This window comes from Domibacillus sp. A3M-37 (assembly GCF_024213455.1).
GTDB lineage: Bacteria > Bacillota > Bacilli > Bacillales > Domibacillaceae > Domibacillus > Domibacillus tundrae.
Window position 1 is genome coordinate 112,615 of record NZ_JANAVL010000002.1, and the last position, 16,205, is coordinate 128,819.

Here is a 16,205-nt window from a genome sequence, read left to right on the forward strand (position 1 = left end):
AAAATGCGGAATGAGAGCCGAAGCTCATTCAAACATTTTTATCAGTGCCGGCTTCATATCTTTCTGCCAATATGTCCACGTGTGGCCACCTGCAAACTCGTCATAAAAATAGTCCGTTGTTTTGTCAGTTAAAAGAGAGTAGAGCGTCCGGTTCGGCGTTAAAAAATCAGCTCTTTCGCCGTTTGTCATAAGCACGTCCGTTTCTTCCGTGCCAATCATGTGATAAAGAGAGGGAAGTGTTTTCGCTTGTTCTGCCTTATGTATGACCGTGCTGTCCACAAACGGAGAATGCATCAATACGCGTCCAAACAAATCCGGATATTCCAGTGCTGCCATGAATGATACCGTACCAGCTAATGAATCGCCCGCAAGCGCCCGGCCAAACCGGGCACCGTGTCCTGGGAACTGCTCATCTAAATACGGCACGAGCTCATGTGCCAAAAAGCGAATATAGGCTTTTTGCTTTGCACCTTCCGGGTGGTATTTGTCACGCCGGTCATATTTATCATTGTACGGAATGCCGACGATAATAAGCGGCTCAATTTCTTCTTCTCGAAGCAGTTCATCTGCTACGCGCGGCAGACGGCCCATTTGAAAATAATCCTTTCCGTCCTGGCAAATTAAAAACGTATACGAAAACATTGGCGAAAAATCCGCCGGAACATAAACGAGAAAGGAAATGTCTTCGTTTAATTCGTTTGAATGTATAAGATGATCTTGAATCGTTCCGCGTTTCATCCGAAAACCTCCCCAAAAATGTTGTCAGCTCATTTTACCATGACCAGAAGCGAACGAAAGTTCTTTTTTGAGCGAGAAGAGAAGCGGATATGATATGATGGAAAAAAAGATGGAAACGGAGAAGGTGACGACGTGGTGAAAATCGGAACGCTTCGGCGTGCGCCAGAAATTGTGGCGGTGTTCGCGAAGCACGGCTTTGCTGGATACATAAAAGACCTTGGCCTGGCGGAAAAAATTCCATTTACACGCTGGGGCGCGAAAGAACAAAACGTAAAAGGCGAGCAGCTGCGGCGGGCACTTGAAGAACTTGGACCGACATTTATGAAGCTCGGCCAGTTTTTATCAACGAGAACAGACTTATTGCCACCGTCATGGACGGATCCGCTCGCTAAGCTGCAAAACAGTGCGCCGGCGATGCCATATGAGGCCATAAAAAAAATCGTCGAGTCGGAAGCGGGGCAGCCGCTGGAAGACTGGCTTATTTACATGGAAGAAATACCCCTCGGTGCCGCTTCCATCGGGCAAGTGCATCGTGCCGCACTAAAAGACGGGACTGAAGTGGCCATTAAAATCCGCCGGCCAGGAATTGAGCCGGTGATCCGAAACGACGTCTCGATTTTGCGCCAGCTTGCTAATTTAGCCGAACGGAATTCCGAGCTTGCCCGGCAGATCAGCTTAAAAGCGATCATTGACGACTTTGCCGCAGCGCTTGGTCGGGAAATGAACTATCGGATGGAAGCGATGGAAGCAGTCAGTGTACGCGATTTAATGAAAGAAAAACGCATTTACGTGCCGCGCATTTTCCCGGAATGGACGACTGAGCGGATGCTTGTAATGGAATTTGTGAGCGGTAAATCACTGCGGGGAGATGTCATCGCAGCGATTGAAGTGGAAGAACGGCGGGAGCTCGCCCGTGCATTATCGGAAACCGTGCTTCGTCAAGTGTTTATCGACGGTATTTTTCATGCCGACCCGCATCCTGGCAACCTGCTGCTCTTAAAAGACGGCCGCCTTGGACTCATTGACTTTGGCAATACCGGAAGGCTTTCTGACGACATGAAGCATTTACTCTCAGACTGCTTGTTTGCGCTCGCTGACCGGGATGCCGCGTCGCTGTCGATGTTAGTACTTGAAATGGGCGCAAGAAAACCAATTGAGCGGCGGCTGCTCCAGCGCGACATTAGCCGCTGGATGGCCGGCTATATGGACATTGAGCTTGCGGACGTACAAATGGGGGCGATGCTGCAGGAGCTGTTCATGGTCGCCGGCAGCCATCATATTACAATCCCAAAAGATTTTGTCCAGGTCGGCCAGGCTTTTTTAAAAGTCGAACAAACTGTTATTGCGCTCGACCCCGCTTCAAGTTTATCCGGCATGGTCCGCGACATGGCGCATGAAGTGCTGATGGGGCGGGTCCATCCGAAAGAAATGATGCGTGAATCCCGTTCATTCCTGCGGCTGTTTAAAATGGCCGCTGTGAAGCTGCCCGGTATTTTAAATGAAACGCTGAACGAATGGGAGGGCGGCCAGCCGAAACTGAAAATGCACCTGACCGCCGACGACAACATGATGAGGCGCATCGAGCGGATGGCCTCGCTCATTGTTCTAAGTGTCATCATGCTAGCCTTCAGCATCATTATGGCCGGCATCTTTGTCTCGATGGGCAACCAGTCACCGATATCCGACTCAAACACATACCACATCGCGCTCATTACCGCTCTTATCATGACGATTTTATTTATGACCGTGCTGTATTTAATGTGGCGGAGAATAAAATAGAAGAAAATACGCCCTTTGCCCTTACCGTTCAACGGCAAAGGGCATGTTTTCATGACCAAATTCAGATGTTCGTGACCAAATCTAAGTTTTGCAGTATACGGCATATTATCATGCCAACAAGTTTATCGAGATTAAGTAGTTTAAATAAAAATACAAAAAAACGTTGACAATACCAGCTTAATTGAATAAAATATAAATTGTCAGTAAAACGATTCCTTAGCTCAGCTGGGAGAGCGCTACCTTGACAGGGTAGAGGTCGCTGGTTCGAACCCAGTAGGAATCATTGGGTGTCAAAACCCTTGAGAGAGCGTCAGGAACACGGTTTCTCTACAAAAAGATCACTTCTTCGGAAGTGGTCTTTTTTTGTGTTTAAAGGCACTGTGGGCGAAGTGGCGACGAATTTGGCGACCAGTTGGCGAAAGTGGCTGTCTTTATTTATGTTCAAGGTCATCCAAATAAAGTTTTATTTAATTTTTCCGCTGCTTCTTTTTACATGTTAAGCAGTGGCTGTTCTTGCTCCGTGGTGGGTAATGCCCAACATCGACATTTCAGGAATGCTGTCTGTCAGTGGATACGCTTTTACGGTTTGACCCTAGTCCTCGTTTGTTAAATAGCCTTGCAGGTCTTTCGCTTATCTCGGAAACTCATTTAAGCTTTTCCTGACACCATCCGTAAGGGCCAAGCGGGTATCTGCGGAACCTCCAGGCGAGCTGCCGATTCCTAAATCAATCCGTTTTGGAAATAAAGCTTCCAGTACTTTGAAATTCTCAGCAATTTTATACGGTCTATACTGGGGGAGAAGAACCCCTCCTGATCCTGCACGTATCGAGTTTATACTCGAAGCAATATGGGAAATGAGCACTTCCAGCGAGGGATCCGCCATTCCGTTTGTGTTATGATGTTCCGCTGTTCCGCTGTCCAAAAGCGGGTGTATCCCATTCCTTCCGTTAACTAGGCCAGCTTCAGCGTATTTTTTAATGCAGCAGTTCCAGTTCCGTCATTTGTAACAACGGATTGATCAAGAACACTTAGCTTCATTTAATCACAATCTTCTCAATAGTAAGGCTTCTGGCCTTTTCACCAAAAGATAGGCTGTCAGGCGTGATATATAAAGAAAAAGGCTTAAAAAGAATGTGTCGTTGTTCTCGCTTCACACAGCTTTGATTCATCATTTTTCTGTTTTCGCCAGGAACAAAAGAGATATTTTTCTGAATTTCTGTTTGAGTAATTTTGGAGTGTGGGGTAATAAGGAATAAGAATAGGAATAAGAATAAGGGTAAGAAAAGAGAGGAGAATCGGGATCATGACAATGAGAATTATTGGTGGTATCTTTCAAGAACATGAAGCAGTGATTAAAGCCATTGAAGCATTGAAGCTGAAAGGGTACAGCATTGATGACATTTCCGTTTTTGCGAAAAGCAGCAAGGACGTCCGTGACATTGAGCATGAAACGAATGCAGACATTATTACGGACAGCAGTGAACGCATGGAGCATGCCGAGAAAGGGGCAGGCATCGGGGCTCTTTCCGGCGGTCTTCTCGGGGGTTCACTTGGGGCGATACTTGGAGCCGGCTTGATTGCGATTCCGGGAATTGGACCGATTGTGGCAGCTGGACCGATTCTTGCTGGACTGACTGGAGCAGGTATGGGTCTCGGGAGCGGTGGGATTATCGGAGCGCTGGCAGGAGCCGGTATTCCGGAAGAAAAAGCAAAAGAGTATGAGCGGTATTTGAAGGAAGGAAACATTGTTGTGCTTGTTGATGCGAAAGAAAATCATGAGGCAGAAATCGATCGAATCTTCCAGGCTTACAACACGCCAACAAGAGCGGTCTATCGGAGAGAGAAATAAACGTTCCTTGCCGGGAAAACCTCAGAGAACGGAAGAAACACCTTATTTATCGTTCTGTGATCGTAAAATAAGATAAAATCTGTGTATCAGTCCATCTTGCGAAAATAGCAGGATGGACTTTTTTTATGCTATTCCCAATAAGGCGATCCATCCCAGAGATATGTTTTGATTATATCTGTATTTATTTCCACACCAATGCCTATTCCATCTGGAATCAATACATGGCCATTGGATGGCTTCAGGGGGATAAGCTCAGAAAAAGGATTTTCCATCACATCCCATTCTACCGGTTCAATTTTTTCTTCCTCCATTTTGCTCCAATCAGATAAACTTGCTTGGGCAAATAAGGCATATAATCTTGAAAGTGCTCCATCGTAGCTATGAGGGGAAACTCGTATTCCAAAATGGCGGGCAAGCTGTAACGTGTCCCGAAAGTCCTCTATTCCATTCCCATGCAATATATCCGGCTGGATAATATCAAAGGCATTCTGACAAAGCAGCGGCAAAAATTGTTTAGCACTTTTCATATTTTCTCCCCCTGCAATGGGCACTGAAAGGCTTGCACGCAGCAATTTATATTCAGACAGATTGTTTATTGGCATTGGTTCTTCGAGCCATAATAAATTCTGCCAGTTTGAAAAATAACGTTCCCACATACGTGCTGCTGCCATATCGTAGCTCTGGTTGGCATCAAGAATTAACCGTAATCGGTCCTCTGTCATTTTCTGCAGTAAGGTAATATGAGATACGTCTTCCTGGAATCTCCGACCGCCAATTTTCACCTTTATGCTGCTAAACCCTTTTGCAGCGGTCTGTTCAATCAGCTGTAGGGAGTGATTGATCCAATCTTTGCTGTCCGTATAGGATTGAAATGAGGCGTATACAGGTATGCTGTTTCTCCATTTCCCTCCCCATAGATCACATACGGAGAGATTGGCATGTTTGGCTGCAATTTCTGATAAAGCCATGCTTACAGCAGCCGCAGCCCGTTGATGCCATTTTTTAATCGTGGCCACTAACTGCAGCCGGTCAGATGCGGATTTTCCAATTAGGTAAGGAATGATTCGTTCGTTAAATCCCACCTGTAATGTAGGAAGCCAGTCCACACATTCCCCCCAGCCGTCTATACCAGATTTTGTTATAATGCGTACCAGATAGCAGGATCTATATTTCTTATAACCATTTGCATCCCCGTAAGGAGCAGAAAGTTTATGAACCAATGGAAACGTTTCTATCTTTTCAATTTGCATTCTTTACCCACTTTCTAAAATTCTGAATGATTTGGTTTAAATTGATGATCACTTTTACACGACGGTTATATGTTGCTCTTTCACTTTAAATTTATTCTCCATTTCCGTCCGTTTTTCTTCTGGATAAGGGGAGATGGCTCATTTCTATTTAACCCTCTGCAACAAAGCTCTTTCATGAAGGAAAAAAATGATCAATACTAAAATGAACAAGGGGGCTAAGCTCATCAAAAAGCCTTTTTTGAAAAAAGGCTACTTTTTTCCTGCCATTTAATATATTTCTATATATAAACAGTTTAATTGGTTAATAGGCCTATATTTTATTCCTTTTTCTTTATGTGAATAGTCCTTGTATTTTGAAAGTGAGTAAGTCATTTGGAGTACAGGCTTCCAAGATCTTTTACCGTCCAAGTCATTTTTACATTCCCTTAACATTCACTTCATATTGAACCTCTATAGTAAAGCACGAATCCAATACATACTACCGGAGGTTATATGAAATGAAAAAGCAGTGGCGAAAAAAATGGATCCCGATCTGTGCAGTGTCAGTGATGGCAATAACAGGCGCAGCAAGCGGGTTTTCTTATACAGATGCGGAAGCTGCCGGATCTAAAAAACAGGATAACGCTAAAATAAAAAACGTCATTTTTATGATCGGGGATGGCATGGGCACGTCGTATACATCCGCTTACCGTTATTTAAAGGATGACCCGTCTACGCCGGTTGTCGAGCAGACGGCCTTTGATCCGTATTTGGTCGGCCAGCAGATGACATATCCGGAAGACCCTCAACAAAACATCACAGATTCCGCTTCTGCGGCAACAGCAATGTCAGCCGGCATTAAAACATACAATGCGGCGATTGGGGTAGACAACGATAAGTCAGAAGTGAAAACGGTATTGGAAGCAGCGAAAGAAAATGGCAAAGCTACGGGACTTGTGGCGACGTCTGAAATTACACACGCGACGCCGGCTTCATTCGGTGCACACGATGAAAACCGGAAAAACATGAATGCTATTGCGGATGATTATTATGATGAGCTTGTTAACGGCGGCCATAAAATTGATGTCCTTCTTGGCGGCGGTGAATCAAATTTTGTCCGGGCAGACCGCGATTTAACAGCTGAATTCCAAAAAGACGGCTACAGCTACGTTACAAGCAAGGAAACAATGCTCGATAATGACAACCAAAAAGTACTCGGCCTGTTCGCAGAAGGCGGGCTGCCGAAAATGATTGACCGGAACGAAGAAACACCGTCTCTTGAGGACATGACGTCTTCAGCGATCGATCGTTTGAAAAAGGACAAAGAAGGTTTCTTCCTGATGGTAGAAGGCAGCCAGGTCGACTGGGCCGGGCATGATAATGATATTGTCAGCGCGATGAGTGAGATGGAGGACTTTGAAAAGTCGGTTGAAGCAGCGATCGAATTTGCGAAAAAAGACAAGCACACACTTGTAGTTGTGACGGCTGACCATTCCACAGGCGGTTACTCAATCGGAGCAGATGGCATTTACAACTGGTTTGGGGAGCCGATTAAAGCGGCAAAACGCACACCGGACTTTATGGCTGCTGAAATTATGAAAGGCGGCAATGTAAAAGAGATTTTGACTACGTACATTGATCAAAATATGCTTGCGCTGACAGATGAAGAAATCCAATCCGTTGAAGAAGCGGCAGCGGACGGCAAGCAGGCAAATATTGATAATGCGATTGAAGAAATTTTTAATAAACGTTCTCATACAGGCTGGACAACAGGCGGCCATACTGGTGAAGATGTGCCGGTTTACGCATATGGACCGTACAAAGAACGATTTGCAGGCCAAATTGACAACACAAAAAATGCGGAAATCATTTTTGGCTTGTTAGGAAGCAAGAAAAAATAAGTGAAAAATGCTCCTGCTGCCGATCGGGCAGCGGGCGTTTTTTTCAAAAAGAACAGGAGCTATGTGATGAAACGATTAAGCTGGATGATGGCGGCGATGCTGCTGGCAGCGGGCTGCAGCAATAACAGCCAATCATTAGAATCACCAAATGAAGCTGAGCCTGCCGTTGCAGTAGAGACAGAAGCGGCTGAAACGAAAGAAGCGGCTGAATATGTGCCGAATCCGCAAGTGACCGATGACCAAACGCTTTTGAAGGAAAAGCAAGCTGTTTCAGATGGAAAAGGGGAATTGATGCTTTTACGTTATCAATCAGCAGATGAGCAGGTGCAGGTCGGACCTGTGCAGGTGACATTGAACGAAGCGAAGGTCATGCATTTTACGCCGGATTACAGCATGATCGATTTTTTTCATATGTACACACATGAGGAGCAATTTGATTTCGTGAAGATCAGCGTAACATTTGAAAATACTTCAGATGAACCCGTCCAATTCAATCCGGCTGCCCACTTGAAAACGAGCGCCGGTGAGCTGAAAACATGGGAAGATGATTTTTACTTAGAAGAATTAGCTAGTACACTTAAGCCGAGTGAAATTAAATCCGGCAGCATGGGCTTTATTGTAGAGAAAGGCGAAACGATTGAATGGATCGACCTTTTGACAAGTGATGCGGTTAATGGCGAGAATGCGATTATGGAGCAAGGAAAGAACGTGCGCCTAACCTTTTAATATTTGCAAAAGAAGATGATCAGCCGGGAGCAGCCGCTTCCGGTTTTTGATTGTGGATGTATGGTAAAAGATCTGCTTTTAAATTTATACATACATCATCTGTTTAAGTGAGAAATCTTTTGCAGAAAAAAATTCCTGGAAAGAAACAACGGGTTCGAATTCAGTAGGAATCATATACTACGTCGGAGCATTGTAAATTGACGTCTCTGACCCTTTTATTTTGCGGTCTCAATAATGGAGTTAGCAATAGCCGTTAACAGGTCGAGGTTGATTGCACCGGATGTATGTTTACTTGTAGTGATCATATACTGCCATCCATCTTTTTCAAAGGCTAACGTATTAAATCGATTCCCAAAAAGGTAGACCGCTTCCGTTCCGTGTTTGAGCTGAATGGAATGGTCGATCTCATCTTCTTTAAATTTCACTTGTTGTCCAATAGGTTTAACACGAATGATCAAATGATTTTCAAGCTGGTTTTGATTTATATAGTCCATTGCAAATTCACCGTTTATTTCGCCATTCATGTAATTCAGCCTTCCTGAATTATGGATAAAGAGAACAGGAGAATCTTGGACTGAAAGCCCAATGCCGCGGTTAAAAGGGTGGCTGCTTTTATAAAACGCTTCGGATAAAGACGAGTAACCTGCATCCATGTAACTTGTTTGCAGGCCGATCTTGTCTTCCTCTAAAGCTGCACTTGGGAAACCGGCTAATGTCAATATAATCAAACTAATGGCATGACCTTTTAAAAAAAACATAAGCGTCACTCCTGCTCATTCCTTAAAATGAAGAAAGTTAAGTATGTATAGCTCATTTAAGCGGGAATATATTGTCATTTCCATGTACCGGCATGACAATTGGGGGAAATAAGTGTGAAGTTTTAAACACTGGATTTTAGAAAAGAATCAAATGTCGTATAAAAGGACTTGGTGGGATTTTAACCCACAAGATACACAATAGTTTATCCCATTGGCTGCTCTAATCATTGAGCTACAAGTCCATGTCTTTATTATTGACTATTTGAAAAAGGATATACAAAAAATTCGGGGACCTGAAGGTTGGTGCTGGATGGGTCTTTCGGAAAGTACAGGTATATGAGGGCAATCACTAATTTCACTAAGCGTGACCGGCTGACTTACGGCAATATACTCAAGGATGCTGTATTGAACGGGTGTAAGGTTGTCTGATTTAGCATCTTTCGTTACTTCATTTCTCACACGGTGAACGGCGGCTGTGAAGGCTACGAAGTTATAAAATAAATTATTTTTGTTTAAAGTAGGAATCAAAAAAGTCAGATTTTTTGAATTTGGCGGCATGGAAAGCGAAAAAGGGAAGCAAGCGGAAAAATCGACTAAAATTTATCGTTATTTTAAGCAAATCGACCGGTGAAATGAAAAGCAAAGAAGAAGATGCTCTTCATATTTGAGAGCATCTTCTTCTTATATGTTCTGATTTATATAGAAAGTTTTATTGTTCCCCGACGTTTGCACCGTTCACAATATTTTTCCCGTAAAAGATTTCATCCATTTCCTGATGCAGCTTTTGGGTAATTTTGTTGATTTCATCGTCATCCAAGTCGTTTTTCGTATGGCCAAACAAGTAATTGTCCAAGTCAAACTCACGCAGCTTACATTTTGTGTGGAAAATATTTTCCTGGTAAATGTTCACGTCGATCATGTGATACAGCTCTTTGATGTTTTCCGGGATATAGTTTTGGATGGAATTGATGTCGTGATCGATAAAGAGCTTATTTCCGTCAATGTCCCGTGTAAAACCGCGGACGCGATAGTCCATTGTCATAATATCCGTGTCAAAGGAATGAATGAGGTAATTCAACGCTTTTAACGGTGAAATCTCACCGCATGTGGACACGTCAATATCGGCTCTAAATGTACTGATGCCTTCATTCGGGTGATATTCGGGATACGTATGAACCGTAATATGGCTTTTATCCAGTGCCATGACGACTGTATCAGGAAGGGGACCGGGTGATTCTTCAAGGGATTCTTCCCGTGACCCGGGGTTGACGGGCCCTTCAGAAATAAGCATCGTGACACTCGCGCCCTGCGGAATGTAATCCTGCTTGGCAATGTTCAACACATGGGCGCCGATAATATCGGTTACGTTTTTCAAAATCTCCGTCAGCCGGTCCGCGTTATACTGTTCATCGATATATTCAATGTACGCTTTCCGTTCCTCTTTCGTTTTTGTCCAGCAAATATCATACATATTAAAACTGAGCGATTTTGTCAGATTGTTAAAATCGTGCAGTTGAATTCCTTGACTTTGTTTGATGACCATTATGTGCACTCCTTTATTTCTATATCGATATGTTTATGTTACCCGTCCTGAGTATGAAAAAACAATCTTTCTTTTTAAAGAGAATATTCATGGAGGTGGTCAGCCGGGATGATTTCGATCATTTTGGCGATCATATCCGCCGAAAATATCAAAGTCATATTAGCTTACTTGAGCTGCGTCACGCGGATTTGTAATGTCAAGCTTAAATACATCTATCTTAAAGCCTTGTTTTTTGGCTTCTTCAAGTAAGGCCGTTTTCTGAGCGGTGATTTCAGTTGTGGCAATAACGCGGTGACCGGCTTTCGCGAGACCAAGCGCTGCACCACGTCCAAGACCTGTACCTGCTCCTGTGATAAAGATCGTTTTGCTCATGTATATTCCTCCTGTCAAAAGACGTGTCAGTTTTGACGTTCCCTTTAGGAAAAAAAAGTAAACGTTAGGATGCCTGTCCTGCTTATGTGTTTTATTTATTTGGTATCGGGTAGAGGATAAAGAAAAAAAAGGAGATGATGAGGATGGAGCAGGAAAAGAAAGTATATTATGTGGATCTTAATAGTGAGAGTATTTTGCCTGAACCGATTGACAGCCCAAGTTTTGTGATTCATGCAACGGAGAAGGAAGTAGGGGTTTTGCAGGCTGTAATGGAGGATAAGTACGAAGCTGATTTAGAAACATACGTCCGTTCACATATCCCATATTTGGAATATCACCATGATCCTGAAAATGATCATTATGATGCGTCGCAAAAAGTACTGTATTCAATTCTTTACCTTCTAGGGGATGAAGCAGCCAAGCAGCATATTAAACAGATGGGGATTTTGACAGACCGAAAATCAGATGACCCGGAAGAAATTCAGCGTTTTAGATAACAAAAAGGTGCGTGAGCCAACGCACCTTTTTTGCATTTAGACGGCTTGACTTTTCTTTTTTTCGTATTCCAATTCAAACAGCGCCCGCGTAATAAAATCAGCCGTTTTATTAGCCATTTTGTATACGAGGGCGAGGCGTGTGCCCTGCAAAACTTGAAGTGGAAGGAAACCGCCGATATTAACGATGCCGGAAATGTGATAGTCGCCAATGGGCGGCAGCTCTTTTTGAACGCCGGAGCCGGGCTTCATCGGACCTTGATCTAAAACGACCGTCCCGATGTTTTGAGAAGCGCCGAGGCAGGCGTCGACTGCGATGACGACCGGATTGATGTGCTGCGCTTCAATTGTTTGAACGGTTTCGGCCAGGTTTTTCGCATGGACAGGGTGATCGAGGCAGCCATAAACGGATACATGTGTATATTTGCGGAGAAAAAAGGTTTGTTTCAACTTGGAGCCGACAAAGGGGCCATAGCTGTCACCGGATGAGCGGTCCGTGCCGATACAGACAAATACAACTTCCTGCCGGCCGGATAAAATAGGCTTTAATTCATTTTTTAAGTGATGAACGAAAAATGTGTCTTCTATACATTGTCTCATGGTTAATAAGCCTCCTTTTGTTCTCTATAAAGAACTTATTAAAAGTATATCGTTCTTTTTAGAGAATGTCATCTGTGATGTTGTAAAATAATTTTCAGCGAAATGAGTCGCATTTAGAACTTTTCTGGATGGGACGATGCGATGAAGAAAAAGCCATTCTCTTATTTAGTGTATCTTTTGTCGTTTTAATGACATCGGTGTATCTATTGAAGCTGGTAAATGTAGACAACTTCAGTTGACGGAAGCGCTTGGCAGAGTGGCAGTCAGTGCGCTTCCGCTTTTACTCTTACATTTTAGGAAGAGTCCCTTTAATATGCCCATTTTTCTCAGCTATTATATGGACCGTTTTGCATATTTTTTTAGGGTGCATTTTGCATTTTTATGATCGTTTTTGGTGGTGGGATACGACTCTTTATTTTTTAGCAGCAGGGGCAGGAGGTTTTTTTACGGCTGTGTATCTTGGTTTCCAAGAAGAAAAGGAAATCACAAAACAAGCGTGACGATAGAAAAATAGACAATGGAAGGATCTTGAGGAAAAAGATCCTTCCAAAATAGTCTCGTATCCTTAACACTTTTTAAAGCTATGCAGAAATCTTCTTGAATATGTGCTGCATTCCAATTAGTAAACACTTTTGACGTCCCGCTGTTTTTCATCTCACTCCACTTTTTTCAGCAATTTTCCTGTTTTCCACATGCTCAGCAGCATATGCTTATTGATAAGAAATACGCCAATTAAAATGCTTACTGCACCCACAGCTGTAACCGCTGAAAGCGTTTCGTCCAGCAGTAAGGCCCCCAATGATACAGCGATGACAGGCGAAACATACAGCCAAGTGGATGGAAAAACAGGGTTGGTTTTATGAACAAGCGAGTAAAACAACCCGTGTCCAGCAATCGAACCGATGACGATTAAATAAAGCAGCGACACTTGAACATCCGGCAAGATGAGGCTGCTGAGCGAGGGCCGTTCAAAAACAATCGACAAGATGAGCAAAAACAATCCGCCTATCATCATTTGAACACCGTTAATGAAAAACGGAGAAGCAGATGGGTTCTCTTTTAAGAACGATTTTGAGTGAACGGCGCCGATGCTGTAAAAGAATTGCCCGAAAACAACCGCGACAGCTGCCAGAAACCAGCGAACCGATAGCTCGTGTTGAAGTCCGGGAAACGAAATAAGCAGGACACCGAGTATGCCTAAAAGCAGCCCGATTCCCTGGCTGATGCTTATGTTTGTTTTCGTTGTTTTAGTATGAAGGAGAAAAACCATAATCGGGCCAAATGCGGAAAGAACTGATGCCAATCCGGACGTGATATACTGTTCCGCCCAGTATAATGTCGCAAATGTCATCGTCGTTAAGCAAAATCCAATGAGCAAAACCGATTTTGACCAAAAAAAAGAAAAAACGAACTGTTTCCGAATGGCAAAGTAGACCACGACGAGCAGTCCGGCGATGAAAAAGCGCAATCCGGCAGATAAAAGAGGATCGACGCCAGCGTCAACGCCCACTTTGATCGCTAAAAAGGTCGTGCCAAAGATTAAACAAATTAGTACGTAATGAAATAAAATCATGATGATGCCTCCTTTTTACAGCATCATACGGGCTTTCCTGTATAACAGTAAAACATCTTTTATAACAGTTGCCAAAGATGCCTGGGCGTTTTCCTTTATACTGAGAGTGAGGTGATCCATATGAAGCTGTTTCTTTCTCGAACATCACATGAGTCCTTAACGGATCAAATTTTTTATCAGTTGGCGGGCCGCATTCAAACGAATATGATAAGCGGCGGTGAGAAGCTGCCATCGGTCCGTCAATTGTCAGCGGATTCAGGCGTTAGTTTTTTAACGATTCATAAAGCATATAAAAAGCTGGAGCAGGCGGGAATGGTGAAAAGTATTCAAGGCAAAGGGGTCTTTGTGGAGCGTCCTGTTCGGAAGGAAACGTTTGTCAGTGCATTCGACTGGCAGCTGGCGATTCCGGGATATTTAACGCGAAGCAGCTTTCATTCCCGGCCGAAGACGACATATGCATTCGATTATTCGGCGATGAATCCCGGGCTGCTGCCGACGATGTACTTGGCGGATCAGTTAAAGGATATGCTCAAGGCAGAACCAGCTATTTTAGGGACATACGGAGAGGTGCAGGGAGATGCGCAGACACGAGAAGCGTTTGCGGCGTATTTGACGACACAGCTTGGCCTTTCTGCGTCAGCGGATGAGTTGATTATGACGACTGGGCTTCATCAAGGCATCGAATTGATCGCAAAAGCGCTCATTGGTCCGGGGGATGTCGTCGTAACAGAAGCGCCAACTTACCCTGGCGTGCTGGATATTTTCATGAACCGGGGAGCGAAAGTGATTCCGATTGCGATGGATGAAGAAGGCATGCGGGCTGATTTGCTGGCGCACGTCGCGAAAACATATCATCCGAAAGCGATGTATGTGAACCCAACGTTTCAAAATCCTACGGGCCGTTCAATGAGCGCCCGGCGCCGGAAAGAAGTGCTGCACCAAGCTCAGCTGCACGGTTTATTTATTATAGAAGATGATTCGTGGAGCGAGCTGTACTTTGATGAGAAACCGCCGCCGAAGCCGATCAAATCGTTGGATGATGACGGGCGGGTTTTATTTTTGAAAGGCTTCAGTAAAGCACTTGCACCTGGCATTCGAGTGGGGACGATTTTTGCGGAAGGCCCGTTTAAGCAAATGCTGCTAACAGCGAAAGCTTCTTCCGATTTGGGGACGCCGCTTTTAACACAGCGTGCGGTGCTGCCGTTTTTAACGTCAGACCGGATGCGCCAGCATTTTGAAAAGCTGCGTGTCGCACTCGAGCTGCGCCGTGATAAAACGATCGCGATTTTAGCGGATTCTTTTCCTTCCTCTGTATCGTGGACAATACCCGAAGGCGGGCTGAACATTTGGCTGACATTCCCGGATAACGTCTCGACGATGGCCTTATATGAGTATTGCTTGCAGAGAGATCTTTCGTTTTTGCCAGGACATGTCTGTTTTCCGTATGAGCCGCCGGATCATCATATGAGGCTGACATATTCACTGATGAGTGAGCATGATTTAACCGAGGGGCTTCAGCTATTTGCTGCGTTGACGAATGCCTTTTTAAAGGAAAAACGATAAAAAGCCTCGAAAGCAAAGGGCTTCCAAAGACCTGCACGAAGCAGGTCACGAATGCTTGCAGCAGGACGTCGCGTTCTTGGGCCTGCACGAAGCAGGTCACAAATGCGTTGCGACAGGACGTCGCGTTCTTAGCATTTGATCCTTACAAATTAATATTTGAATTTTTTCGAAAAAAGCGCGATCCATGTATCCGTGTGACCGCGTTTTTTGTCGTGATTTGATGAACGATTTTTACAGGAAATATCTCTTATTCTATCGAAATTATAGAAAAAGGGAGGATGGTCATTATGAAAACAAGCAACCTTACATATTTACAATCTATTAGATATCGTGTGGTGGATCGGCTGGCCAAGTCTAAATGCGCTTTGTGCAAAACGAAAAGTGAACCGCTATTTCAAGTGAATCAGAAAAATCGAAAGAGAAGCGTTTGTTCTAAATGTGCGGTGTATGCGGAAGCAAGGGCATTCAGGAAAAACGCCTGATTGACTGCTGTTTATTTCCATGCGAAGGTCTTTTATGACCGCCGACGTGTCCAGCCCGCAGCAAATACGTGCCGCCTTTCATTAAGCTGTAAGCGCGGAAGATGGCATTTGTGCCATAGCGCGCCCGCTACAGCTCGATGAAAAGCCCGGAGAATCCCGGGTGCATGGGACACGACTTGCCGCGGTGTGGTGCTGGCGCAGCCGGGCGGAAAATTTCTTTTAAAACGATTGTTATTTCCACTGCACGATCGTAATCTCAAAGAAATAAATTTATTCCAATTCAGTATAAAAACAAATGTTACTTCCAATAAATATACATTTTGTTAGAAAAGTTATTTTTCCATTTTGCCCGTTACCTTTTGTTTGTTGTTTTTTGCAGCTCTCGTAAAAAACCCATGGAAGCAGCGAAGGCAGCGGCTTTTGGCGGCACACCTTGCTTCATTAATTCATCTGCCGTTTCTTGAATACGCTGTCCTGTATTTTGCACCTTCTCCATCATCAAACACCTCCATTTCCGTATAAGTAGCGTGTGGAAAAACATGATTTTCATGCAGGAGGAATCATGGTTACAAGCGCTTTTTTTAACAGATTGTTCATT

At 44.1% G+C, this 16,205-nt stretch carries 15 protein-coding genes, 1 tRNA gene and 2 pseudogenes; 8 read left to right on the plus strand and 10 right to left on the minus strand.

The features are described 5' to 3' along the window. Positions 1–24: 24 nt before the first annotated feature. Positions 25–738, minus strand: coding sequence for an alpha/beta hydrolase (locus NLX67_RS04620; protein WP_254310566.1), 714 nt, complete (start codon positions 736–738; stop codon positions 25–27). Positions 739–870: 132 nt separating this feature from the next. Between NLX67_RS04620 and NLX67_RS04625 the strand changes: the two genes are divergently transcribed. Beyond that, complete coding sequence (locus NLX67_RS04625) at positions 871–2,517, plus strand: ABC1 kinase family protein (RefSeq protein WP_254310567.1); 1,647 nt, start codon at positions 871–873, stop codon at positions 2,515–2,517. A gap of 210 nt (positions 2,518–2,727) precedes the next feature. Continuing rightward, positions 2,728–2,800: transfer RNA gene (locus NLX67_RS04630), tRNA-Val, on the plus strand. Between the two features lie 348 nt (positions 2,801–3,148). On the opposite strand, the gene NLX67_RS04635 is transcribed toward NLX67_RS04630, so the two are convergent. Continuing rightward, positions 3,149–3,439, minus strand: coding sequence for an LLM class flavin-dependent oxidoreductase (locus NLX67_RS04635; protein ID WP_254310568.1), 291 nt, complete (start codon positions 3,437–3,439; stop codon positions 3,149–3,151). Positions 3,440–3,820: 381 nt separating this feature from the next. Here NLX67_RS04635 and NLX67_RS04640 point away from each other — a divergent pair, with 381 nt between their 5' ends. Further along, positions 3,821–4,366: a general stress protein gene (locus NLX67_RS04640; RefSeq protein ID WP_254310569.1), complete on the plus strand. Its 546-nt coding sequence runs from the start codon at positions 3,821–3,823 to the stop codon at positions 4,364–4,366. A gap of 128 nt (positions 4,367–4,494) precedes the next feature. Here NLX67_RS04640 and NLX67_RS04645 read toward each other — a convergent pair whose 3' ends face one another. Continuing rightward, a complete protein-coding gene (locus NLX67_RS04645; protein WP_254310570.1) occupies positions 4,495–5,616 on the minus strand; it encodes a mandelate racemase/muconate lactonizing enzyme family protein in 1,122 nt (373 codons plus the stop codon). Between the two features lie 497 nt (positions 5,617–6,113). Here NLX67_RS04645 and NLX67_RS04650 point away from each other — a divergent pair, with 497 nt between their 5' ends. Continuing rightward, positions 6,114–7,496 carry an alkaline phosphatase gene (locus tag NLX67_RS04650; protein ID WP_254310571.1) on the plus strand — a complete coding sequence of 461 codons (1,383 nt, stop codon included), beginning with the start codon at positions 6,114–6,116 and terminating at the stop codon, positions 7,494–7,496. A 66-nt stretch (positions 7,497–7,562) separates the two neighbouring features. Further along, complete coding sequence (locus tag NLX67_RS04655) at positions 7,563–8,222, plus strand: DUF4352 domain-containing protein (RefSeq protein ID WP_254310572.1); 660 nt, start codon at positions 7,563–7,565, stop codon at positions 8,220–8,222. 215 nt (positions 8,223–8,437) lie between these two features. Here NLX67_RS04655 and NLX67_RS04660 read toward each other — a convergent pair whose 3' ends face one another. Together NLX67_RS04660 and NLX67_RS04665 are read right to left on the minus strand one after the other, a co-directional pair. Then, positions 8,438–8,980, minus strand: coding sequence for a hypothetical protein (locus NLX67_RS04660; RefSeq protein WP_254310573.1), 543 nt, complete (start codon positions 8,978–8,980; stop codon positions 8,438–8,440). Positions 8,981–9,143: 163 nt separating this feature from the next. Then, a pseudogene (locus NLX67_RS04665) lies at positions 9,144–9,222 on the minus strand. Between the two features lie 257 nt (positions 9,223–9,479). Between NLX67_RS04665 and NLX67_RS04675 the strand changes: the two are divergent. After that, a pseudogene (locus NLX67_RS04675) lies at positions 9,480–9,611 on the plus strand (NAD(P)H-dependent oxidoreductase); the annotation flags it as partial. A gap of 78 nt (positions 9,612–9,689) precedes the next feature. Here the strand turns inward: NLX67_RS04675 and speD are convergent. Both speD and NLX67_RS04685 read right to left on the minus strand, forming a co-directional pair. Beyond that, on the minus strand, positions 9,690–10,523 hold the full coding sequence (gene speD, locus NLX67_RS04680; protein WP_046179849.1) for an adenosylmethionine decarboxylase: 834 nt from the start codon (positions 10,521–10,523) through the stop codon (positions 9,690–9,692). Positions 10,524–10,682: 159 nt separating this feature from the next. Further along, complete coding sequence (locus tag NLX67_RS04685; protein ID WP_309143108.1) at positions 10,683–10,895, minus strand: SDR family NAD(P)-dependent oxidoreductase; 213 nt, start codon at positions 10,893–10,895, stop codon at positions 10,683–10,685. 143 nt (positions 10,896–11,038) lie between these two features. Here NLX67_RS04685 and NLX67_RS04690 point away from each other — a divergent pair, with 143 nt between their 5' ends. Then, positions 11,039–11,392 carry a hydrolase gene (locus tag NLX67_RS04690; protein ID WP_254310574.1) on the plus strand — a complete coding sequence of 118 codons (354 nt, stop codon included), beginning with the start codon at positions 11,039–11,041 and terminating at the stop codon, positions 11,390–11,392. 36 nt (positions 11,393–11,428) lie between these two features. Here the strand turns inward: NLX67_RS04690 and yyaC are convergent, their stop codons facing one another. Beyond that, complete coding sequence (yyaC, locus tag NLX67_RS04695; RefSeq protein ID WP_046179847.1) at positions 11,429–11,989, minus strand: spore protease YyaC; 561 nt, start codon at positions 11,987–11,989, stop codon at positions 11,429–11,431. A 655-nt stretch (positions 11,990–12,644) separates the two neighbouring features. Continuing rightward, the gene (locus NLX67_RS04700; RefSeq protein WP_254310575.1) at positions 12,645–13,562 is read right to left on the minus strand and encodes a DMT family transporter; all 918 of its coding nucleotides are present in this window, start codon (positions 13,560–13,562) and stop codon (positions 12,645–12,647) included. A 120-nt stretch (positions 13,563–13,682) separates the two neighbouring features. Here NLX67_RS04700 and NLX67_RS04705 point away from each other — a divergent pair, with 120 nt between their 5' ends. Then, positions 13,683–15,125 carry an aminotransferase-like domain-containing protein gene (locus tag NLX67_RS04705; RefSeq protein WP_046179845.1) on the plus strand — a complete coding sequence of 481 codons (1,443 nt, stop codon included), beginning with the start codon at positions 13,683–13,685 and terminating at the stop codon, positions 15,123–15,125. 834 nt (positions 15,126–15,959) lie between these two features. On the opposite strand, the gene NLX67_RS04710 is transcribed toward NLX67_RS04705, so the two are convergent. Continuing rightward, complete coding sequence (locus NLX67_RS04710; protein WP_172645560.1) at positions 15,960–16,106, minus strand: hypothetical protein; 147 nt, start codon at positions 16,104–16,106, stop codon at positions 15,960–15,962. Positions 16,107–16,205 lie beyond the last annotated feature (99 nt).

What these genes read in the sequence shown, in the direction of transcription:
- yyaC (WP_046179847.1), bottom strand. Translation starts at nt 11,989, where the DNA reads ATGAGACAATGTATAGAAGACACATTTTTCGTTCATCACTTAAAAAAT.
- NLX67_RS04655 (WP_254310572.1), top strand. Translation starts at nt 7,563, where the DNA reads ATGAAACGATTAAGCTGGATGATGGCGGCGATGCTGCTGGCAGCGGGC.
- NLX67_RS04660 (WP_254310573.1), bottom strand. Translation starts at nt 8,980, where the DNA reads ATGTTTTTTTTAAAAGGTCATGCCATTAGTTTGATTATATTGACATTA.
- NLX67_RS04620 (WP_254310566.1), bottom strand. Translation starts at nt 738, where the DNA reads ATGAAACGCGGAACGATTCAAGATCATCTTATACATTCAAACGAATTA.
- NLX67_RS04645 (WP_254310570.1), bottom strand. Translation starts at nt 5,616, where the DNA reads ATGCAAATTGAAAAGATAGAAACGTTTCCATTGGTTCATAAACTTTCT.
- NLX67_RS04640 (WP_254310569.1), top strand. Translation starts at nt 3,821, where the DNA reads ATGACAATGAGAATTATTGGTGGTATCTTTCAAGAACATGAAGCAGTG.
- NLX67_RS04710 (WP_172645560.1), bottom strand. Translation starts at nt 16,106, where the DNA reads ATGATGGAGAAGGTGCAAAATACAGGACAGCGTATTCAAGAAACGGCA.
- speD (WP_046179849.1), bottom strand. Translation starts at nt 10,523, where the DNA reads ATGGTCATCAAACAAAGTCAAGGAATTCAACTGCACGATTTTAACAAT.
- NLX67_RS04650 (WP_254310571.1), top strand. Translation starts at nt 6,114, where the DNA reads ATGAAAAAGCAGTGGCGAAAAAAATGGATCCCGATCTGTGCAGTGTCA.
- NLX67_RS04685 (WP_309143108.1), bottom strand. Translation starts at nt 10,895, where the DNA reads ATGAGCAAAACGATCTTTATCACAGGAGCAGGTACAGGTCTTGGACGT.
- NLX67_RS04705 (WP_046179845.1), top strand. Translation starts at nt 13,683, where the DNA reads ATGAAGCTGTTTCTTTCTCGAACATCACATGAGTCCTTAACGGATCAA.
- NLX67_RS04690 (WP_254310574.1), top strand. Translation starts at nt 11,039, where the DNA reads ATGGAGCAGGAAAAGAAAGTATATTATGTGGATCTTAATAGTGAGAGT.
- NLX67_RS04700 (WP_254310575.1), bottom strand. Translation starts at nt 13,562, where the DNA reads ATGATTTTATTTCATTACGTACTAATTTGTTTAATCTTTGGCACGACC.